The organism is Persicobacter diffluens (assembly GCF_036244895.1).
GTDB lineage: Bacteria > Bacteroidota > Bacteroidia > Cytophagales > Cyclobacteriaceae > Persicobacter > Persicobacter diffluens.
Genome location: NZ_BQKE01000001.1, coordinates 617739 through 635471 on the forward strand (window position 1 = coordinate 617739; position 17733 = coordinate 635471).

7 protein-coding genes and 1 pseudogene are annotated in these 17733 nt (G+C 42.0%); all 8 read left to right on the forward strand.

Annotation, left to right across the window (positions count from 1 at the left end; genetic code table 11):
- Positions 1-661: 661 nt before the first annotated feature.
- The 8 genes and pseudogenes from AAA970_RS02590 to AAA970_RS02625 all read left to right on the forward strand — a co-directional run bounded on the left by AAA970_RS02590 (position 662) and on the right by AAA970_RS02625 (position 17724).
- Positions 662-2552: pseudogene (locus AAA970_RS02590) on the forward strand (ABC-F family ATP-binding cassette domain-containing protein).
- A 1678-nt stretch (positions 2553-4230) separates the two neighbouring features.
- Entirely contained in the window at positions 4231-7410 is a 3180-nt protein-coding gene (locus AAA970_RS02595) for a SusC/RagA family TonB-linked outer membrane protein (RefSeq protein WP_338235873.1), read from the forward strand.
- Between the two features lie 29 nt (positions 7411-7439).
- The gene (locus tag AAA970_RS02600; RefSeq protein ID WP_338235874.1) at positions 7440-8966 is read left to right on the forward strand and encodes a SusD/RagB family nutrient-binding outer membrane lipoprotein; all 1527 of its coding nucleotides are present in this window, start codon (positions 7440-7442) and stop codon (positions 8964-8966) included.
- Between the two features lie 27 nt (positions 8967-8993).
- On the forward strand, positions 8994-10124 hold the full coding sequence (locus AAA970_RS02605) for a hypothetical protein (protein ID WP_338235875.1): 1131 nt from the start codon (positions 8994-8996) through the stop codon (positions 10122-10124).
- A 64-nt stretch (positions 10125-10188) separates the two neighbouring features.
- Positions 10189-11460: a hypothetical protein gene (locus tag AAA970_RS02610; protein ID WP_338235876.1), complete on the forward strand. Its 1272-nt coding sequence runs from the start codon at positions 10189-10191 to the stop codon at positions 11458-11460.
- A gap of 986 nt (positions 11461-12446) precedes the next feature.
- A complete protein-coding gene (locus tag AAA970_RS02615) occupies positions 12447-15410 on the forward strand; it encodes a SusC/RagA family TonB-linked outer membrane protein (protein WP_338235877.1) in 2964 nt (987 codons plus the stop codon).
- A gap of 12 nt (positions 15411-15422) precedes the next feature.
- Entirely contained in the window at positions 15423-16847 is a 1425-nt protein-coding gene (locus tag AAA970_RS02620) for a RagB/SusD family nutrient uptake outer membrane protein (RefSeq protein WP_338235878.1), read from the forward strand.
- A 22-nt stretch (positions 16848-16869) separates the two neighbouring features.
- Positions 16870-17724 carry a hypothetical protein gene (locus tag AAA970_RS02625; RefSeq protein ID WP_338235879.1) on the forward strand — a complete coding sequence of 285 codons (855 nt, stop codon included), beginning with the start codon at positions 16870-16872 and terminating at the stop codon, positions 17722-17724.
- Positions 17725-17733 lie beyond the last annotated feature (9 nt).

The following is a 17733-nucleotide window of genomic DNA, read 5'->3' on the forward strand; positions in this document are numbered from 1 at the left end:
TAAATCATAGATTTATTGAATTTTGATCCCTATTTTTGATGAGTGCACCGAACCAATAAGGAAGTAGCAAAAACAGGGTATGTTTTATTATACCTCACTTACCAGTGATGAAATGGCTTGCGGTACTCATTAAACTTATTCCTGTAGCCTTTTTTGACTACTTAGGTCTCGCCTATTGGGAGAAAGGGATTCAGAATAAATTAAATACTCGTTGTTTGGGCTGAAACTCAATCTTTATGGACTTCTATTTCTTTGTAAGTCCAAGGTCTTCTGTGAACAGCTTTTTGATGTTATAGTTTTGGCGTCTAAAATGGATGCCTACAGTTAGATGTTGTGTTTTGTTGAAAAAAATATAGGTGTAATTTCAAAAAATATTTATATTTCAATAATACTATTTTTTTAAAATATCAGTGATTACGGCTGTAATGGTTGGAGGTCTTATTGTTGATGGTTGTTTTTTTTCAATAAAGAGTGAGGTAAGGAAGGATCTCTTTTGGATCGATTATAATGGTGGAAATGATGCCTGACTATTAAGCCCAAGTTTTGGGACCAATTTTTTATTTGTCTATCTGAACTTTTAACATGCTCTCTAGAAAATCACTATCTTCGCCCTGATATATAATGAGTCACAGCGGCTTTGCCGCATAAAAATAGATCAGCATTGAATTACCTATCCATAGAAGAGTTGCACAAAAGCTTTGACGAGCGGTTGCTGTTAAACGGGGTGAGTTTCGGAATCAATCAGGGGCAGAAAATTGCCTTGGTGGGAGTGAACGGTTGCGGGAAGTCCACCCTGATGAAAATCATTGCCGGAAGAGAAGAGGCAGATAAGGGTGTTGTGGCCTTTCGGGAAGGGGTGAAAGTCGCCTTTGTGGCTCAGTCACCTGTTTTAAGGAAGGAGATAGCATTCGGGAGGCGGTTTTTGATGCGGAGAATTCTACGCTGTCATTGATCAGAGACTATGAATATCATTTGGAACGCTCTGCGACGGATGAAAAGTCAGCGGAGCGCCTGCAGGAATTGATTGGCGAGATTGATGCGGCCAATGCCTGGGATTATGAGGCACAGGTCAAAACGATTTTGGGGCAGCTCGGGCTTCATGATTTGGAACAAAAAGTGGGTGAACTTTCCGGCGGGCAGCGCAAGCGGATCTCTCTGGCGAGAGCATTAATTGAAAAACCGGATTTTCTGATTCTGGATGAGCCGACCAACCACCTGGACTTGGAGACCATTGAGTGGCTGGAGCAATACTTATCTACGGCCAATATGGCTTTGCTTTTGGTGACGCACGACCGTTATTTTCTGGAAAAAGTGACCAATCATATTATTGAGTTGGATGGTGGTCAGATTTTCCAGTATCAGGGCAACTATTCCTATTTCCTGGAGAAAAAGGCGGAGCGGGAGCAGATTGAGGCAGCAGAGGTTGATAAAGCTAAGAATTTATATAAGAAGGAGCTGGACTGGATTCGTCGTCAGCCAAAGGCGCGTGGGACAAAGGCCAAATACCGTGTGGATGCCTTTCAGGATGTGAAAAAGGCAGCGCATAAGAATTTGAAAAAAGATGAAATGGAGCTCAGTGTTCAGGAAAGACGCCTGGGCGGGAAAATTCTGGAGCTGGACAAGGTGAATAAGGCTTACGACGGCCAGCCGTTCGTAAAAGACTTTTCCTATATCTTCAAAAAGAAAGATCGTATCGGGATTATCGGAAAAAATGGGGTGGGTAAATCCACTTTCCTGAATATCATTACCGGGCAATTGGAAGCGGACAGTGGAGAAATTGATCGTGGCATCAACACCCATATTGGTTATTACCGCCAGGAGGATGCGACTTTTAATCCGGAAGCCCGTGTGATTGATGTGGTAAAAGAGGTAGCGGAAGTGGTGGAGTTGGCCGACGGATCAACTTTGAGTGCTTCGGCATTTTTGAACCTCTTCCTTTTTCCACCGAAAATGCAGTACAATGTGGTTGGTAAACTTTCGGGTGGAGAGCGCAAAAGGTTGCAGTTGCTTCGCGTGTTAATAAAGAACCCGAACTTCCTGATTCTCGACGAGCCGACCAATGACCTGGATTTGATTACCCTGAATGTTTTGGAAGACTTCCTGGCGAAATTCGGAGGTTGTCTGATGCTGGTATCTCACGACCGTTATTTTATGGATCGCCTGGTAGATCATACTTTTGTTTTTGAAGGGCAGGGGTTGATCCGTGACTTTGCCGGTAATTATTCTGATTTCAGAACTGAGGAAGCGGAAAAAGAAAGAGCAAGAGTGGAGGCGGCCAAAGCGGTAGAAAAACCTAAGGCGGATTGGAAGGCTGAGCAAAAGAAAGAACAGCCCAAAAAGAAGCTGAGCTTTAAAGAACAAAAGAGTTTGAGCAGCTCGGAGAAGATATTGAGCAGCTGGAAATTCAAAAAGCGGAACTGGTCGAGAAAATGAATGCAGGAACAGGCTCTCATGAGGATTTAGCCACTTGGGCAAAGGAAATTGAGGACATCGGAGACCAACTCGATGAAAAAGAGCTTCGTTGGTTGGAGCTTTCCGAATTTGCGGAATAGTTTAAAGTAATAGTATAATTATAAACCGTCTCATTTAATTTGGGGCGGTTTTTTTTGGTTGATATTTTTTAGCGGGTGAATGACGGACGATACATTCTTTAACCCGATTTATTCACCGCTGATATTCACCAAGTCAGTTCAAAGCGATTACTTCAGGATTTTAAATGTGCTATTCTTAAATTTTTGATAGCCCAAATTTGGGCAAGCTAGCGTTCCCCTCATTCAGCTGCTTCGTTGGAAAAAACTTGAAATAGGGAACAATTCCTTCATTTTTCCCGCCTTGCAGCTAAACGAGGATTTATGCAGGAATAAGCTGGCTTTACTGTAAATAATTGAAGGCGGGGGAGCCTTGTTTCGGGTAGCACATTTAGGGGTGGGTCATCCGGCTTAAAGAGGTAGCCTGTGTATTGTTTTTAATTCTGACCTTGTGCCATTGCGGATAAAGCATCTCTTCGGCAGGAGCATTGGTAATTGCCAAAAATTGGAAGAAGAATTAAAATTGAATGGACCCCCCGCTTTTTTTGAGCGAATAGCATTGCTGTTGTTGAAAATTATCCGAATTCACTTCTGATGTTTCAAATTTGAAATCACATAATATGGTTTTTAAAAGCATCTCAGATGAGGGGACATTAACCCGAATTATTCACCGCTATAATTATTAATTAAGCATAAGGGTTTATTTTCAGTTCATTATAATTTATTTTCTTTGGTTGATAATAGCCCAAATTTGGGCAAGCTTGCTTTCTCCTCATTCATCTGTTTCGTTGGAAAAAACTAGAAATAGGAAACTATTCCTTCATTTTTTCCGCCTCACAGCTAAACGAGGATTTAAGCATGAACTAATCCGGGTTAATTTTTCAAATGGACTAGGCAGTTTACGGTTCTTTGATGAAAGATGGTTTTCCTGGTCGGTAATCAGGTGGTATGAAATATAGGTGTGGTACTATTTTGTAGGATCCATGTTCACTAAAATGGATATCGGGAGGATAGAGGAGGGGCTTGGGGAAGTTGCTTTTTGAAAATCTCATATTTTAGTAGTTTGAACGAATAATATTTTAAGCCGAAAGTGAAATCCGATTTTTTTCGGAGGTAAAATCTGGTCTTGTTAGTCATCCTTGGGAAAAGTAGTCAAAACTAGGATTGTTAATTTGGCAAAAAGCAGCTTGTTTTTTTGATGATTTTTCGTTTTTCGAAATGGATTGTTGAAAATCAAATCTCTTCTATTTTGTAATTAGAGCCCTTTTTTATTTTTTTTTAGAATTTATCAGATTAGAATAATGCAATTTTAAGAAGTTGATAAGCATGATAAATGTCATGTTTTGTTGTTATTGTTATTAGGAATTTTAGAGGATTAGTTAGTGCAATTTTTTAAATTATAAGCGACTATTTATCAGGAGATTAAATTTTTTTTTGTTTGAATTAATCAAATTAATAAAGCGTTAAAATTTAAATAAAGTAGCCTTAATTTACTTCCTGCGAAACGCTGCTATTCTTGTTAGACTCTGTTAATAGGTCAATTTGTGCGCCCTCCTGAGCTGATTACCCAATAAAATTTCGCTAAGCATCTTTGCGAAGGAATAAAATATTGTATTAAATTTGAGTTAGATAAAAATGAAGAGAGGCTCATTTTTTTGTTTGAACACCTCTTCTTTTGTCATCCTAATCTTAACCACTTATTATGAAAAAAGCTTTACTGATGGCTTTCGCCATGCTGCTTACTATGTCCGCAGCATTCGCGCAAGGCCGTGTAGTTACCGGGACGGTAACTGCTGAAGAGAACGGGGATCCCATCCCTGGTGTGAACGTATTGATCAAAGGTCAGGCGACCGGTACTGTTACCGATATTGAAGGTAAGTACTCCATTCAAGTTCCCGATGCTAAATCTGTTTTGGTATTTACTTTTATTGGATTAGCCAATGAGGAAGTTGTGGTAGGCGGGCAGTCTAAGATTGACATGACCATGACAGCAGATATCAAGCAATTGACTGAGGTTGTTGTGACCGCTTTGGGAATTGAAAGAGAAGAAAAATCACTGGGTTATGCTATTCAGCAAGTTGATGGATCTGCTTTAACCCAGACGCAGGAATCTAACATTGTTAACTCGTTATCGGGTAAAGTAGCGGGTGTTCAAATTACCGGTTCTGGTAATATGGGCGGTTCTTCACGAATTTTGATTCGTGGTGTAAACTCTGTGACAGGAAATAACCAGCCCCTTTTTGTGGTGGACGGTGTGCCAATTGATAACTCCAATTATAGAGATAATGGCCAGTCTTCCGGTGGTGGAGGTTACGATTATGGTAACGCTGCTTCAGATATTAACCCGGATGATATCGAAACCATGTCTGTATTGAAAGGGGCATCTGCTGCTGCTCTTTATGGATCTCGTGCCTCTAATGGTGTAATCTTGATTACTACTAAAAAAGGATCAAAGTCGAAAAGAATAGGTGTTTCCGTAAATTCCGGAGTTACTTTTTCTAATCCTTTGAAATTACCAAATTATCAAAATTCTTACGGTGGTGGTTACGGTGGTTTCGGTGTAAATGAAGCGGGTGAATTCGTTCCTTCATATGCAGTGGATGAATCCTGGGGACCTAAATATGATGGTCAGTTGGTACGTCATTGGGATTCTTACGATGAGTGGGATACAGAGAATTACGGTCAGGTGCGTGAGTGGAAAGCCAATCCAAATAATATCGAGGATTTCCTTAGAACTGGCCGTGTTTTTAATAACAACATTGCTTTGAGTGGTGGAAATGATAAAGGTTCTTTCCGTTTGTCTTATACCAATGTGGATACCGAGGGTATGTTGCCAAACTCCTCTATGGACAAAAACACGATGTCATTTGCCGGAACGTATAACCTTACGAAAAAATTTACCGCTGGTGTAAATGCAACTTATGTAGATCAGTCTGCAGTTGGTCGTACAGGTACTGGTTATGATGGTCGTAACCCATTCCAGCAGTTCAACCAATGGGGGCAGCGTCAGTTGGATATGGACCGTTTGGCAAATTATAAAAACCCTGATGGTTCTCAACGTACTTGGAACCGTCGTTCAGCTAGTAATCCAGCACCTAAATATGCGGATAACCCATATTGGACACGATATGAGAATTATAATAATGATAATCGTCGTCGTGTTTTCGGTAATGCTAATTTGACTTACAAATTTACAGATTATCTTTCTGTGACTGGTCGCGCTATGTTGGATCAGTATACTGATCGTCGTGAGGAGCGTATTGCTGAAGGTTCAGTGGATTTATCAGAGTATAAGCACCAAACCTATCAGGTTCAGGAAACTAACTTTGATTTGATTGCGACTTTCAACAAGCGTTTTGGTGAGGTTTCGGTGAATGCCAATGCTGGTGGTAACCGCATGAAAAAGTCCATGTTCTGGAACTATGGTAAAACAGAGGGTGGATTATCAGTGCCTAATCTTTATACCTTAGAGAATTCCGTTTCTCGTCCGACGATTTACGATCAACGCGAAGAGAAAATGATTAACTCTGTATTTGCTTCCGCTTCTGTGGGCTATATGGATATGGTTTACGTGGATGCCACTTTCCGTAACGATTGGTCTTCTACATTACCTGACGGTAATAACTCTTATTTGTATCCTTCAGTATCGACCTCTTTTGTCTTTACGGAGTTGCCTGCGCTAAATAATAGCAGTGTACTTTCTTTCGGTAAGTTAAGAGCTGGTTGGGCTCAGGTTGGTTCCGATACCAATCCTTATAACCTGATGGACACTTATGTAGCGAACCCTAACTATGGATCTGATCCAGCATTTACAGTTCCGGATACTAAGAACAATGCTGATCTAAAGCCTGAATTCCAAACTTCTTATGAATTAGGTTTAGATTTGAGATTCCTTCAGGAGCGCGTAGGATTGGATGTTACTTATTATCACATTCGTCAGACGGATCAAATTATTCCAGTAAAAGTTTCTGGTGCTTCCGGATATACTGATATGTATATCAATGCAGGGGAAATGGAAAATAAAGGTTTTGAGGTAATGTTGTATGGTACTCCAATTAAAACCAAAGATTTTTCTTGGGATGTAACCGTGAACTATTCTCGTAACCGAAATAAATTGGTGGAATTGGTTGATGGACTTGAAAATATTCGTTTAGGTTCCCTGTTTGGAGGTTCTGTAAATGCGAGAGTTGGACAGCCATACGGTACTATCGAAGGAAAAGCTTTTGAAAGAGATGCTGCCGGTAATCCTGTTGTAAATAGCAGCGGTACTTACATCAGAACTGGTGCTGATGAAGTTTTAGGTACTACAATGGCTGATTGGACAGGTGGTTTGAATAACACATTCCGTTACAAAGGTTTTACTTTATCAGCATTGGTGGATGGTTCATTTGGAGGATCATTATTCTCAGTATCTAATTATTTCGGAAAATATTCTGGTATGTTCGAAGAAACTGCGGCGAACGGAATTCGTGAAAACGGAATGGTTTTCGGAGGCCAAATGGCGGTTTATGATGAGGACGGCGCTGTAGTAAGAGATGAAAATGGAAAAATCGTTACTGAGGGTGCTAACAACCAGCTAGTATCTGCAGCAGGTGGATTTGCTTCTCTTTACGGTACGCATGAGTCTGCTACTTATGATGCTTCCTTCGTGAAATTGAGAGAATTGTCTTTAGGTTATACTTTACCTAATAGCATGTTGGGTAAGCTTCCATTTAGAGATGTAACCCTTTCTGTAAACGGAAGAAACTTAGCGATTCTTTACAGCAACGTTCCTCATATCGATCCAGAGGCTGCGGTTAACGCTGGTAACGTACAGGGTCTTGAGGGGGCGCAGGTTCCTTCAGCACGTACTTGGGGTTTCAACTTGAAATTCAAACTGTAATCCTATCCATCACCTAGATTTTCAATAATATGAAATTAGTTTCAAATAAAATAAAAGTATTGGGTTTGGGAGCAGCGCTTTCTATGGCTGCTTGTACCTCTGGTTTTGAGGAGGCGAATACAAATCCATATCAACCCACTGAGGTTCCAACAGCTTATTTAATGACCAATGCTCAAAAAACCATGATGGACTTAACATGGGATGAGTGGCAGAATGGTCGTATGGGAATGTTGGTGAGCCAGTATTGGGCTCAGAATGATTACCCGGAAGAATCTCACTATAACTGGGCAGGTAGAGCAAGTATGTTTAATAATACCTGGAACCGTTTATATGCAAGACCATTGCGCGATTTTCAAGAAATTCTTGATTTGATGCAAAGTGAAAATGCAGCATCCTATGAAGCTTCCGGAGCTGCAGTCAACCAAATTGCAGTTGCCACCATTTTGAGAGCCTGGGTTTTACAAAACCTTACTGACCTTTGGGGGCCAATTCCTTACACGGATGCTCTTCAGGGATCTGATCAAAAGTCTCCGGCTTATGACTCTCAGGAAGCAGTATACAAAGGTGTTTTGGCTGAATTGGAAAATGCTGTAGCGATGATTGATGCAGACAAAGCCGGAATGGAAGGTGATTTGATTTTTGGAGGGGATATGACCAAATGGAAAAAATTTGGTAATTCTCTTCGATTAAGAATGGCCTTGAGAATGGCAGATGTTGACCCGGCAACCGCCAAGACTCATGGCGAGGCAGCGATCGCTTCGGGTTTGATGACTTCTGTGGCTGATAATGCTGAATTCCCATATTTGACATCAGCACCTAACCAAAACCCATTATATGATAACCGCATCAATGGCGGTCGTAACGACTTTGCTCCTTCTGAGGCATTGTTGGAAACAATGAATGCATTCAATGATCCGCGTCGACCAATGTACGCCACTAAAGCCACTACCGGCGCGAATGCAGGTCAGTATAAAGGGCTTACTTACGGTCTTACCCGTGAGCAAGTGACGGCTATTCCATTATCCGCTACCTCTCAGCCATCAGATTATGTTGAGGCTTCAGCGGATGCTCCTGGTTTTATTTTAAAGTATGATGAGGTAGAGTTCAACCTGGCTCATGCGAAAGAATTGGGATGGAATGTTTCCGGTAGTGCTGCTGATCATTATTATAAAGGAATTACGGCCTCTCTACAGGCTTGGGGAGTTTCAGACCTAGCGATTTCAGCCTATCTAGAACAATCGGCTATTCAATACAATGCTGCTGAATGGAAGCAGTCAATTGGAGTTCAAAAATGGTTGGCTTTGTATATGCAGGGTCAGGAAGGCTGGTCTTGCTACCGCCAATTTGATTTTGCAGATGTACTTTACGCACCAGCAGAGAAAAACGCTTTCGAGAAATTGGCTAACAGTGCGGTACCAACACGTTGGACTTATCCGGCAGATGAAGGGAACCTGAATGCTGCCAATATGAATGAAGGCGCTGCAATGCTTGACAATGGTGACGTACTTTATTCAAAGATGTGGTGGGATGTTAATCCAGCTGCCCCTTTAAAGTAATCTATAACAACATTTGAATTCACAATTATGAATAAGATATTAAAAAGTTTGGCTTTCGTGGCGGTAGCGGGTTTGGCGCTTTCCGCATGTACGGATCCCGAGGAGTCTTTTGATGTTTCAGTTCCTTCTGAATCGTTCCACGTGGCAGGTAATTATGCATTTACAGAGCTTGATCCCATCAAATTGTCGGTACCTTTAGAGGGCAATCCTTCCAAGGTTACGTTCATGGCAAATGGAGAAGAGATGGAAATGGTAGTGGCTGATGGCCTAGCGACCTATACAGGAACCTATGGGGATTTTGGTCTTGCGAATGAATCCGGCAAAAATAAATTAAGCATTGATTTTCGTTGTTACCAGCCTGATGGCTCCTACATCGTTAAACATTCCGGTTTTTCTTTAGTAGATGCCAATAGCATCGAAATTGACGCACTGGTATATAACGAGGAGACATACGAAGCATTTGTGAGTATGGCGCCGGTTGTATCTTCTGCTGAGGCGGCTGATATTAAAATTGAAGTGGCCCTTAACAGTGGTGATTACGTTGAATTAGACCAAGACGAGATCGAAACTGTTACTGATAAGGATTCAGGTGATTTCCTTGGATACAAAATCAGTAACGAAGGGGTTAATATCGGTATGATTGGTGATACCCTTAAAGTAATGTTTACCTCCTCTAATGAGTTTGGAAGTAATACGGTAATGAATTACGGGATTGTAAGTAAATGGACATTCAGTGGCAATGCCGCCAATACTTTCACAAGCGCCACTCCTTATTATGATCTAGTAAGTAGCAAAGTAGTAGCTCCAGGAAGTGATTTTGATGTCATGTATACTGCAAATGGTATCGAAGCCGGAGATGACACTAAACTTGTAGTATTAGCGGATGGTTTCGATGTAAATAACCGTTATGAAGTGCAAGGACTTGATTTTGCTGCAGGTGTGGACAAAATCGATTTTGATGCGCCAGGTGCCGTTTTTGCCTATCGTACCATGAGAGTGGTGGAAGAAGAGGATGAAGATGGTAACAAAATGGATGTGACTTATTACTATTATGGAACAGCTTCTATTGATAATTATGTGTTATCTACAGGAGTAGACCATACTTTTGATTTGTCTTATCTAAAGCATATGGATGGCGTAAAAGCGCCGGCATTATAATAAAAATTAAGAATGGATAATGTTGAGCCCCGGGATTTGTCTCGGGGTTTTTTTATATTTCGAAATGAATAAAAACCTACTTTTTATTTGTTTTATTATCTTTACGTCTACCATTGTTTTTGGCCAGCGTAATGGTGGTGCGCAATTTACACAGGGATTGCTGAACTCCTCGGCCAATAATGTGGGGCGTTACGGTCAATTGGGACAAGCTTTAGAAAAGCATATTAATCAAAAGTCAGAGACTAAGGAGGAGAAAGATATTCCTTTGGTGGTCTCGGTTTTAGATATTGATCATCCGGATATTTCTGAAAAATATATTCGGGAAAAATATCCAAGTCTGGAATTTGAGGCTTTTGAAGGTGATTTTACCCTGCCTGAGGGTTTAACAGAAAATACCTTTATTCTGTATTGGGGCCTCAGCACAGAAAAGTCAAGTGAGAAATATATTCACGTAATGCTCGGGGAAGAATATTTTCCGGGACAGTTCCAATTCTATCTGGATCTAGATGGGAATCGTGATTTTTCTTCGGAAGCACCACATCGATTTAAGCCAAATGAAATGGGAGAGTGGTTCGAGATCCAAAAGGGGATGCAGCCCTACAAATTATATTTTACTAATCCTGGCTACGTAAAAGCCCAGGAAAAGCATTCTTTTGAAAATGAAAATGTAAATGAGGCTTTGGAGTGGCATTATGGAAGGGAAAGACCGGTATTAATGTTGCAGTCTTCTATTTTATCCTCCTCCGCACCGACAAAAATTGGATTTAATACCACCTCAGGAGAAAGTGTATATTACTCCTCACGCGTAAGATCCGGTTTTAATGGAAGTTTAGGTTTGGGTTTAGCTTATAAAGGAATTCAAATAATGACTTCGGTATTTTTTGAGCAAAGAGAAATCACGGATCGATACCGGTCAATCAGAGGGAATGGAGGAAGTAGTGAAGATTATTCCAAAGGCTTTTTTCCAAAACAATCCGTGGGATATAAGTTTAATCTCTCTTATGACTTGCGATTAGGAAATGGGATTTATTTGGTGCCCTATGGTGCTTATGAAGTGGGCAACTTTAACAGTCAGTCAGAATTCGATCCCAATTTTAAATTTGCAAGTGGGATTGAAACCAATAAGGCCTTCGCCAACTATGATTTATGGGAGTGGGGCATGGGGATAAAATTGATTCTGCATCGCTCTACCAGTTTAATGCTTTCTGCGGCTTTTACCAATAATAATTTTACGGCGGTTTCTTATTTTAAAGAGGTGACTCCCGGGACTTATTTCAATGATTTTGAGCCGTTGAGGGTTGGGGTTACCCTACAGACAAAGCTCTATTCCTTTTAAAATAAATGAAAAGGATAGGTGGTCTCGTTTAAAAAAATTGTGAGATATTTTAGCCACGAATGGCCCGAATTTTCACGAAAGATGCTTTAGTAGAGATTTAACAGAGAAAGTAGTCATCTGAAGTAAACCTACTTTTCAGTGTCTTTCCTTTTCACTTCGGCTTTATGTTATCGATTTAATAGGCGAAAAGCCGTCGGTTTTCTGCTACCGAAGTAAATGGTAGCTATGCTTTATTTCCACTATGCCCTGTTTGGCCCAAGCTTTCACTGATTGCTTCGGGCTTTGTGTTCCCCCCGAATTCTTCACCGCTAAATTCAGTAGTTCTGCTTAAACGGGTTATTTTTAAGTCATTAGTATTGTGTTTATTGACTTTTTAATAGCCCGAATTTGGGTAAGCTTGCTTTTTTTTCATTCAACAGCCTTCCTGGAATAAACGCCAAAAAGGAGGCTATCCTTTTATGAGTCACGTCTTTTGCAGCTACTTGAAGGTTTAAGCTTGAATATTCCGGTATAGCAGGCAAAATGCGGATTAAACTTCTTGCGATCTTAAAAAAAAGGCTTCGGATCATAAGCCATACCCCAATGGGCGAATGCTTTATTTATACAAAGCCTTGCTGGAAAAGGGGAGGTTTATTCTTGTTTATTGAAGACTAATTTTTCCATAAAATCAATGTTTTTTGAACTATTAGAGGTAAACCATACATGGTTTTTAATCGCTTCAAATTGTCGGTGAGTTACCTTATTTTTATTTATAAAGCTTAATTAAGGCTGAATTTAAGCTATTGTTATGAAGGAGATACTTTTTCCGCTTAACAGAACCTGAACATAGTAAGCTTTATTTCCCTAAAACCTTACCTGCGTTGTTCATTGCTCATTCTAATTCGTTATTAATTTTATCCAAGCGATTGAAAATGTTTCGGTTAGCTTGGAGGACTCCTAAAACCCGGGCATCAACCTTGGCCCCAAAACATCTAACCTATCCTTGCATGAAGCGGATTATACCCTTTTTGCTACTGTTGCTTTTTTGCCTCGCAGCGGAAGCCCAATCTCAACATACCATCAGCGGTACCATTAAATCCATTGAAAATGGAGAGCCTTTACCCGGTGTGAACGTGATGGTGAAAGATACCTCCATTGGTACGGTCACCAATGTGGATGGCTACTATTCATTAAGTGTACCTAATGATAATGTAGTGCTCCTTTTTACTTTTATTGGTTTACTTGCGCAGGAAATCCCATTACAGGGCCGAACCGTCCTCGATTTGGAAATGGAAGCAGACCTCAAAGAATTAGAAGAAGTGGTCGTGACCGGTTATACCGATATTAATAAAAAACGATTATCCGGATCGATATCCTCCATTGATGCCTCCGAAATTGAATCGGTGCCAGTGCCCTCATTTGATCAGGTGTTACAGGGAAAAGCCGCCGGCTTGTATGTCAATGCCGGTTCAGGACAACCCGGTGCGGCAGCCACGGTGCGTATTCGGGGGAACGGCTCCATATTGGGAGGCAATACGCCTTTATTTGTGATGGATGGCGTGCCGATAGAAGCAGCGGAGTTTGCAGCCTTAAATGCCAATGATTTTGAAAGTGTCAGTGTGCTGAAAGATGCTTCCGCCACCTCTCTGTATGGTTCTCGTGGGGCGAATGGGGTGATTGTGATCACCTCTAAAAAAGGAAAAGTAGGAAAGACAAAATTTAACTACTCCGGTCAGTTTGGTATTTCCGAAATTGGGGATTGGAAATATGAAATGATGAATACTGAGGAGCGTTTGCAGTATGAAGAAATGGTGCAGAATGGTCCGGGTTGGGATTTTTCCTCCAATAATCCGGAAAGACCATCAGGTTCCGATAATTCTCTGGACAGTCTTCGTCAGTACAATACCAATTGGTTAGATGTCGTTACGCGCACCGGTTTTACGCAGCAGCACCAGTTAAGTGCTCAGGGAGGAAAAGAACAAACCCGTTTTTTCATTTCGGGCGGATATCTGGAACAACAAGGCGTGGGTATTGGCTCTGCTTTGGAGCGGATAACCGGTAGGGTCAATATCGCCCACGAAGCTTCCAAACGCTTACGTTTTAACCTGGTTTCTTCTGTAGGTTATTCTCAATCTGATTTCCTGCCCTCGGAGTCTTTAAGCATCGCCAATCCTTTTGCTTCCACGCTGAATATGCCTTATCAGCCTCCACTAGATTCGGATGGGAATTATACTTACGGGCCATTGGACGCCAACCCTTTGGAATGGGATGAAAAAACCTCATTTCAGGAAGGGCAGCTCAAAACCAATCTGACTTTTGATGTTTCCTATGACTTCTATGAGGGCTTCTCATTCAAATCCAAAATTGGTCTGGACTATCGCTCTTCCAAATCCACCAGCTATATCAGTCCGGACTCCCAGCCCGGCAGTAGCCAGCGCGGACAGGAAGGTTCCTACGGTGCTTCAGATAATAAGTATTTCAAATACATCTGGCTGAATAGCGTAACTTACACCCGCACGATAGGAGACCATGATTTTTCCGGTGGTTTGTATATGGAATTAATCCGTAAGCAGGAATCCTCTTTTGGCTATTCCGGCTTTGGTCTGAATTCCAAATTACCCAATACGCCAGCAGCGATTACGCCCGGAACTGCCTCTAATGGCTTTATTCCAACCGTTGGAGGAGGGAATACGGAGAATGCCCTGAATTCTTACTTCTTTATCGGAAACTATACTTATAAAAGTAAATATAATTTGGCATTAAGTGCCCGCCGCGATGGTTCCTCTAAATTCGGTCAGAATAATCGCTGGGCAAACTTGTGGTCGGTCGGGGCTTCCTGGAATATTTCGGAGGAAGATTTTTTTAGCGCTTCCTGGGTGAATAGCCTGAAGCTAAAGGCTTCTTATGGAAAGTCAGGAAATCAGGATGATACCGATAGTTCGGTAGGGGATTTTCAAAGTGTACAGACCTTTGTGGCGACGAGTACTTATGCCGGGGTGAGTGGCATTTATCCGGCTTCAGTAGGGAATCCGGATTTGCAATGGGAGATTTCAAATCAGCTGAATGTGGGCCTGGATTATTCCATTTTCAAGGATCGCATCAGTGGCTCTTTTGAAGCTTACAATAACATTACTTCGGATTTATTCTTAGATCAAAAATTGTCTGCCACCGCCGGTTTTACCTCCGTAAGACGGAACGCCGGTAAAATGCGTAACCGCGGAGTGGAAATTACGCTGAATACGACCAATGTTTCCATAGGTGATTTTTTATGGACGACTAATCTCAATTATGCTTATAATGATAATGAGATTCTGGACTTGGGGCAGGTGACAGAATTTGAGTTCGGTACCTCCCTGGTGCGGGAAGGTTATCCTTTAGGATCTCATTATTCCGTGGGTTGGGCAGGGGTAAATCCGGCCAATGGGCAGCCCTTGTATTTGGATCAATTTGGCAATCCGACACCCATTTTTAATTCGTCCAATGCCACTTCTAATTGGGGAACCTCCAACCCTCCGCATGTGGGCGGTATGACCAATACCCTTACCTTTAAAGGTATTGAGTTTAGTTTCTTCTTTAACTTTCAGGCCGGGCATACCCTTTTCAATAACCAGTCTTTCTTCATAGAAAATCATAATGTGCCTTATAATCAGTCCACGGTGATGTTGACCATGTGGCAGGAAGAGGGAGATGTGACCAACATTCCTTCTCCCAGATATCAAAGACAGTTTACCTCTCAGGATATTGAAGATGCCTCTTTCTTAAGGTTAAGAAACGTGACTTTAGGTTATAACTTTCCGCGAAAATTGATATCCAGAATCAGACTGGATCGACTGAAGATATACCTGCAAGGGCAGAACCTTTATACCTGGACGGAATTTACGGGATTTGATCCGGAGATTGGAAATAATATTGCCCAATTCCAGTACCCTACACCGAAAATTTACACCCTGGGAATTGACGTTGGATTTTAAAAACCCCATGACATGAATCAATCATATCAAAAAATATTTTTGTTGTTGACAGTTCTTTTCGTTTGGGGCTGTACCAATGACCTGGAAATCGCCCCCACGGATTTAATCGACAGTGGGGTGGCCTATGAAAATGTAGCCGATCTGGAGTCGGGCCTGGCGGCGGTTTATGCCTTATTCCCCAAAAGCCCAACCCTTCGGACTTCCACCTATCAGACGGCTTTATGTAAGATGGCCTCCAAAGGGCGAAATATTGGCTCTTCGGCTTATAACTGGCAATATACTCCGGATACGCCCAGTCTGATGAGTGACTATGGCTGGTCCGGTTATTATAGTGTTATTAATGCGCTGAACTTGTTACTAATCGCTGCGGATCAGGTGCCTTTACCAACAGATGCTGATGTGGCTCTGGCCAATCAAATTAAAGGGGAAGCTTATGGATTAAGGGCTTTAGCGCATTTCGAATTATTTCGAATATTCTCAGAATCCTATACGCAGGAAGGAGCTTCTGCCATGCCGTATATGCTGGCACCACAAGTAGGGGAGCCTCCCAGGAATACGGTGGCGGAGGTTTATAACTTCTTAAAGGAAGACCTTCAGCAATCTGCCGCCTTTCAGCAGCAGGGGAGCCGGGAGGATAATGAATTGGAGTACATTTATTTCAATGAAAATGCCGTCAAAGCCCTGGAAGCTCGTATCGCATTATATGAAAAAGACTATCCCACGGCTATACAGAAAGCCACGGAGGTTTTGAACGTGAAAGACATTATTCCGCAAGGTAACTATGCCGATATGTTTGACTTTGATGCCCCTGATAATGCGGAAGTTTTATTCAAATTTGACATCCCCGCGGAGTCCGGGCGAATAGGGAATCTCTGGCGGGATAATAGCGGACTGGTGAATTTTTTCCCGACACAGGATTTTATCAATGCCTTTGCTTCTAATTCCCTTGGAGATCCGGAGCTGGATGTCCGCTTTGAAGTACAGGTCGCAGAGGATGCCGATCAAATTGAGCAAACGCAAATTGTAGGGAAATATATTGGCGGAAATTCGGCGGTCAACGCAGGAGATCTGATCGTCTTTCGGTCTTCGGAGATGTTGTTGATTCGTGCCGAGGCCTATTACTTCAATAATCAGCAATCCAATGCCCTGCAGGATATTGACCGTTTGAGGTCAGAGCGTATTAGCGGATTTACCAATGGGGGTGAAAATGGTCTTAGTATTTTAAATGCTATTAAGCAACAAAGGCTTTTGGAAATGAGCTTTGAAGGGCACCAATGGTTCGACTTAAGACGGTGGGGAGATCCGGTCATTCGGGTAGATGTGACCACGGTCAACACCCCCAAAGTGCTGGTTTCTTCAGATCACCGATTTGTGATGCCCATCCCCCAGCATGAAATGTTGGCCAATGATAATATGAGACAAAATTCCGGTTATTAAACCTTCAATAGCAACTGAACAGATGAAAAATATACTTCAAATATTAATCCTGTCACTGAGCTTTCCTTTATTGCTATCAGGCTGTGCGGATACTCCCAGCGAATACTATGAAGGGGCTAATTATGTCACTTTTAATTTGACAGATGCCGCCGTTTTTGACCTGACCGAAGGGGAGGGCGTACTGTTGGAGGTCAATATGTCATTGCCCAGAGAGGAAGATACAAAAATCAGCTTTAAGCTGGAAGAAGTGAATGCCCGAGAAGGAGTGGATTATGTTTTGAGTACCAAGCAGGTGATTATCCCCAAAGGAAAACAAGTAGGGGAACTGATCATTCAGGCCCTGGAAGATACGGAAGAAAATTTCGAGAGCCGTTCGGTGACCATTCGCATCATAGAGGTCAGTGCGCCGGAAGAGTTGGTCATCGGCTATGAAAATGGAACCGTTTATTCTTCTCTGCTGGTGAATTTTCGGGATAATGATTGCCCGGTTCTGCTTTCAGAGCGGTACAGAGGAGAAGTGGTGCAATCTACCTTTGGAGCCGTTGGGGACGGAAATCACGTTTTCCCGGCGCGTCTGGAGGAAATCTCGAATGGGGTTTATCGCTTCAATAATATATGGGGTGACTATGTGGCCTATCTCACCGAAAACCCGGAATTCTCCGGAGGATTTCCGGTTACCATGGATTTTCGAATTGACGAACAGGGAAATGTGACCATTATCGATGCGCAAATGGTTGGGTTTGAAGATGTGGAAATTTTGGTGGATGAAATGGAAGCCATTTATGACCCTTGTGAAGACCGCTTCCTCATTCACATGGTGCAAGTGGGGCTCTTCAGTGATGATCCCTATGATATCTACACTGAGTTTACTCCTTAGTGTATGGAA

Coding starts and splice junctions, on each gene's coding strand:
- AAA970_RS02615 (WP_338235877.1), top strand. CDS start 12,447: ATGAAGCGGATTATACCCTTTTTGCTACTGTTGCTTTTTTGCCTCGCA.
- AAA970_RS02600 (WP_338235874.1), top strand. CDS start 7,440: ATGAAATTAGTTTCAAATAAAATAAAAGTATTGGGTTTGGGAGCAGCG.
- AAA970_RS02625 (WP_338235879.1), top strand. CDS start 16,870: ATGAAAAATATACTTCAAATATTAATCCTGTCACTGAGCTTTCCTTTA.
- AAA970_RS02605 (WP_338235875.1), top strand. CDS start 8,994: ATGAATAAGATATTAAAAAGTTTGGCTTTCGTGGCGGTAGCGGGTTTG.
- AAA970_RS02620 (WP_338235878.1), top strand. CDS start 15,423: ATGAATCAATCATATCAAAAAATATTTTTGTTGTTGACAGTTCTTTTC.
- AAA970_RS02610 (WP_338235876.1), top strand. CDS start 10,189: ATGAATAAAAACCTACTTTTTATTTGTTTTATTATCTTTACGTCTACC.
- AAA970_RS02595 (WP_338235873.1), top strand. CDS start 4,231: ATGAAAAAAGCTTTACTGATGGCTTTCGCCATGCTGCTTACTATGTCC.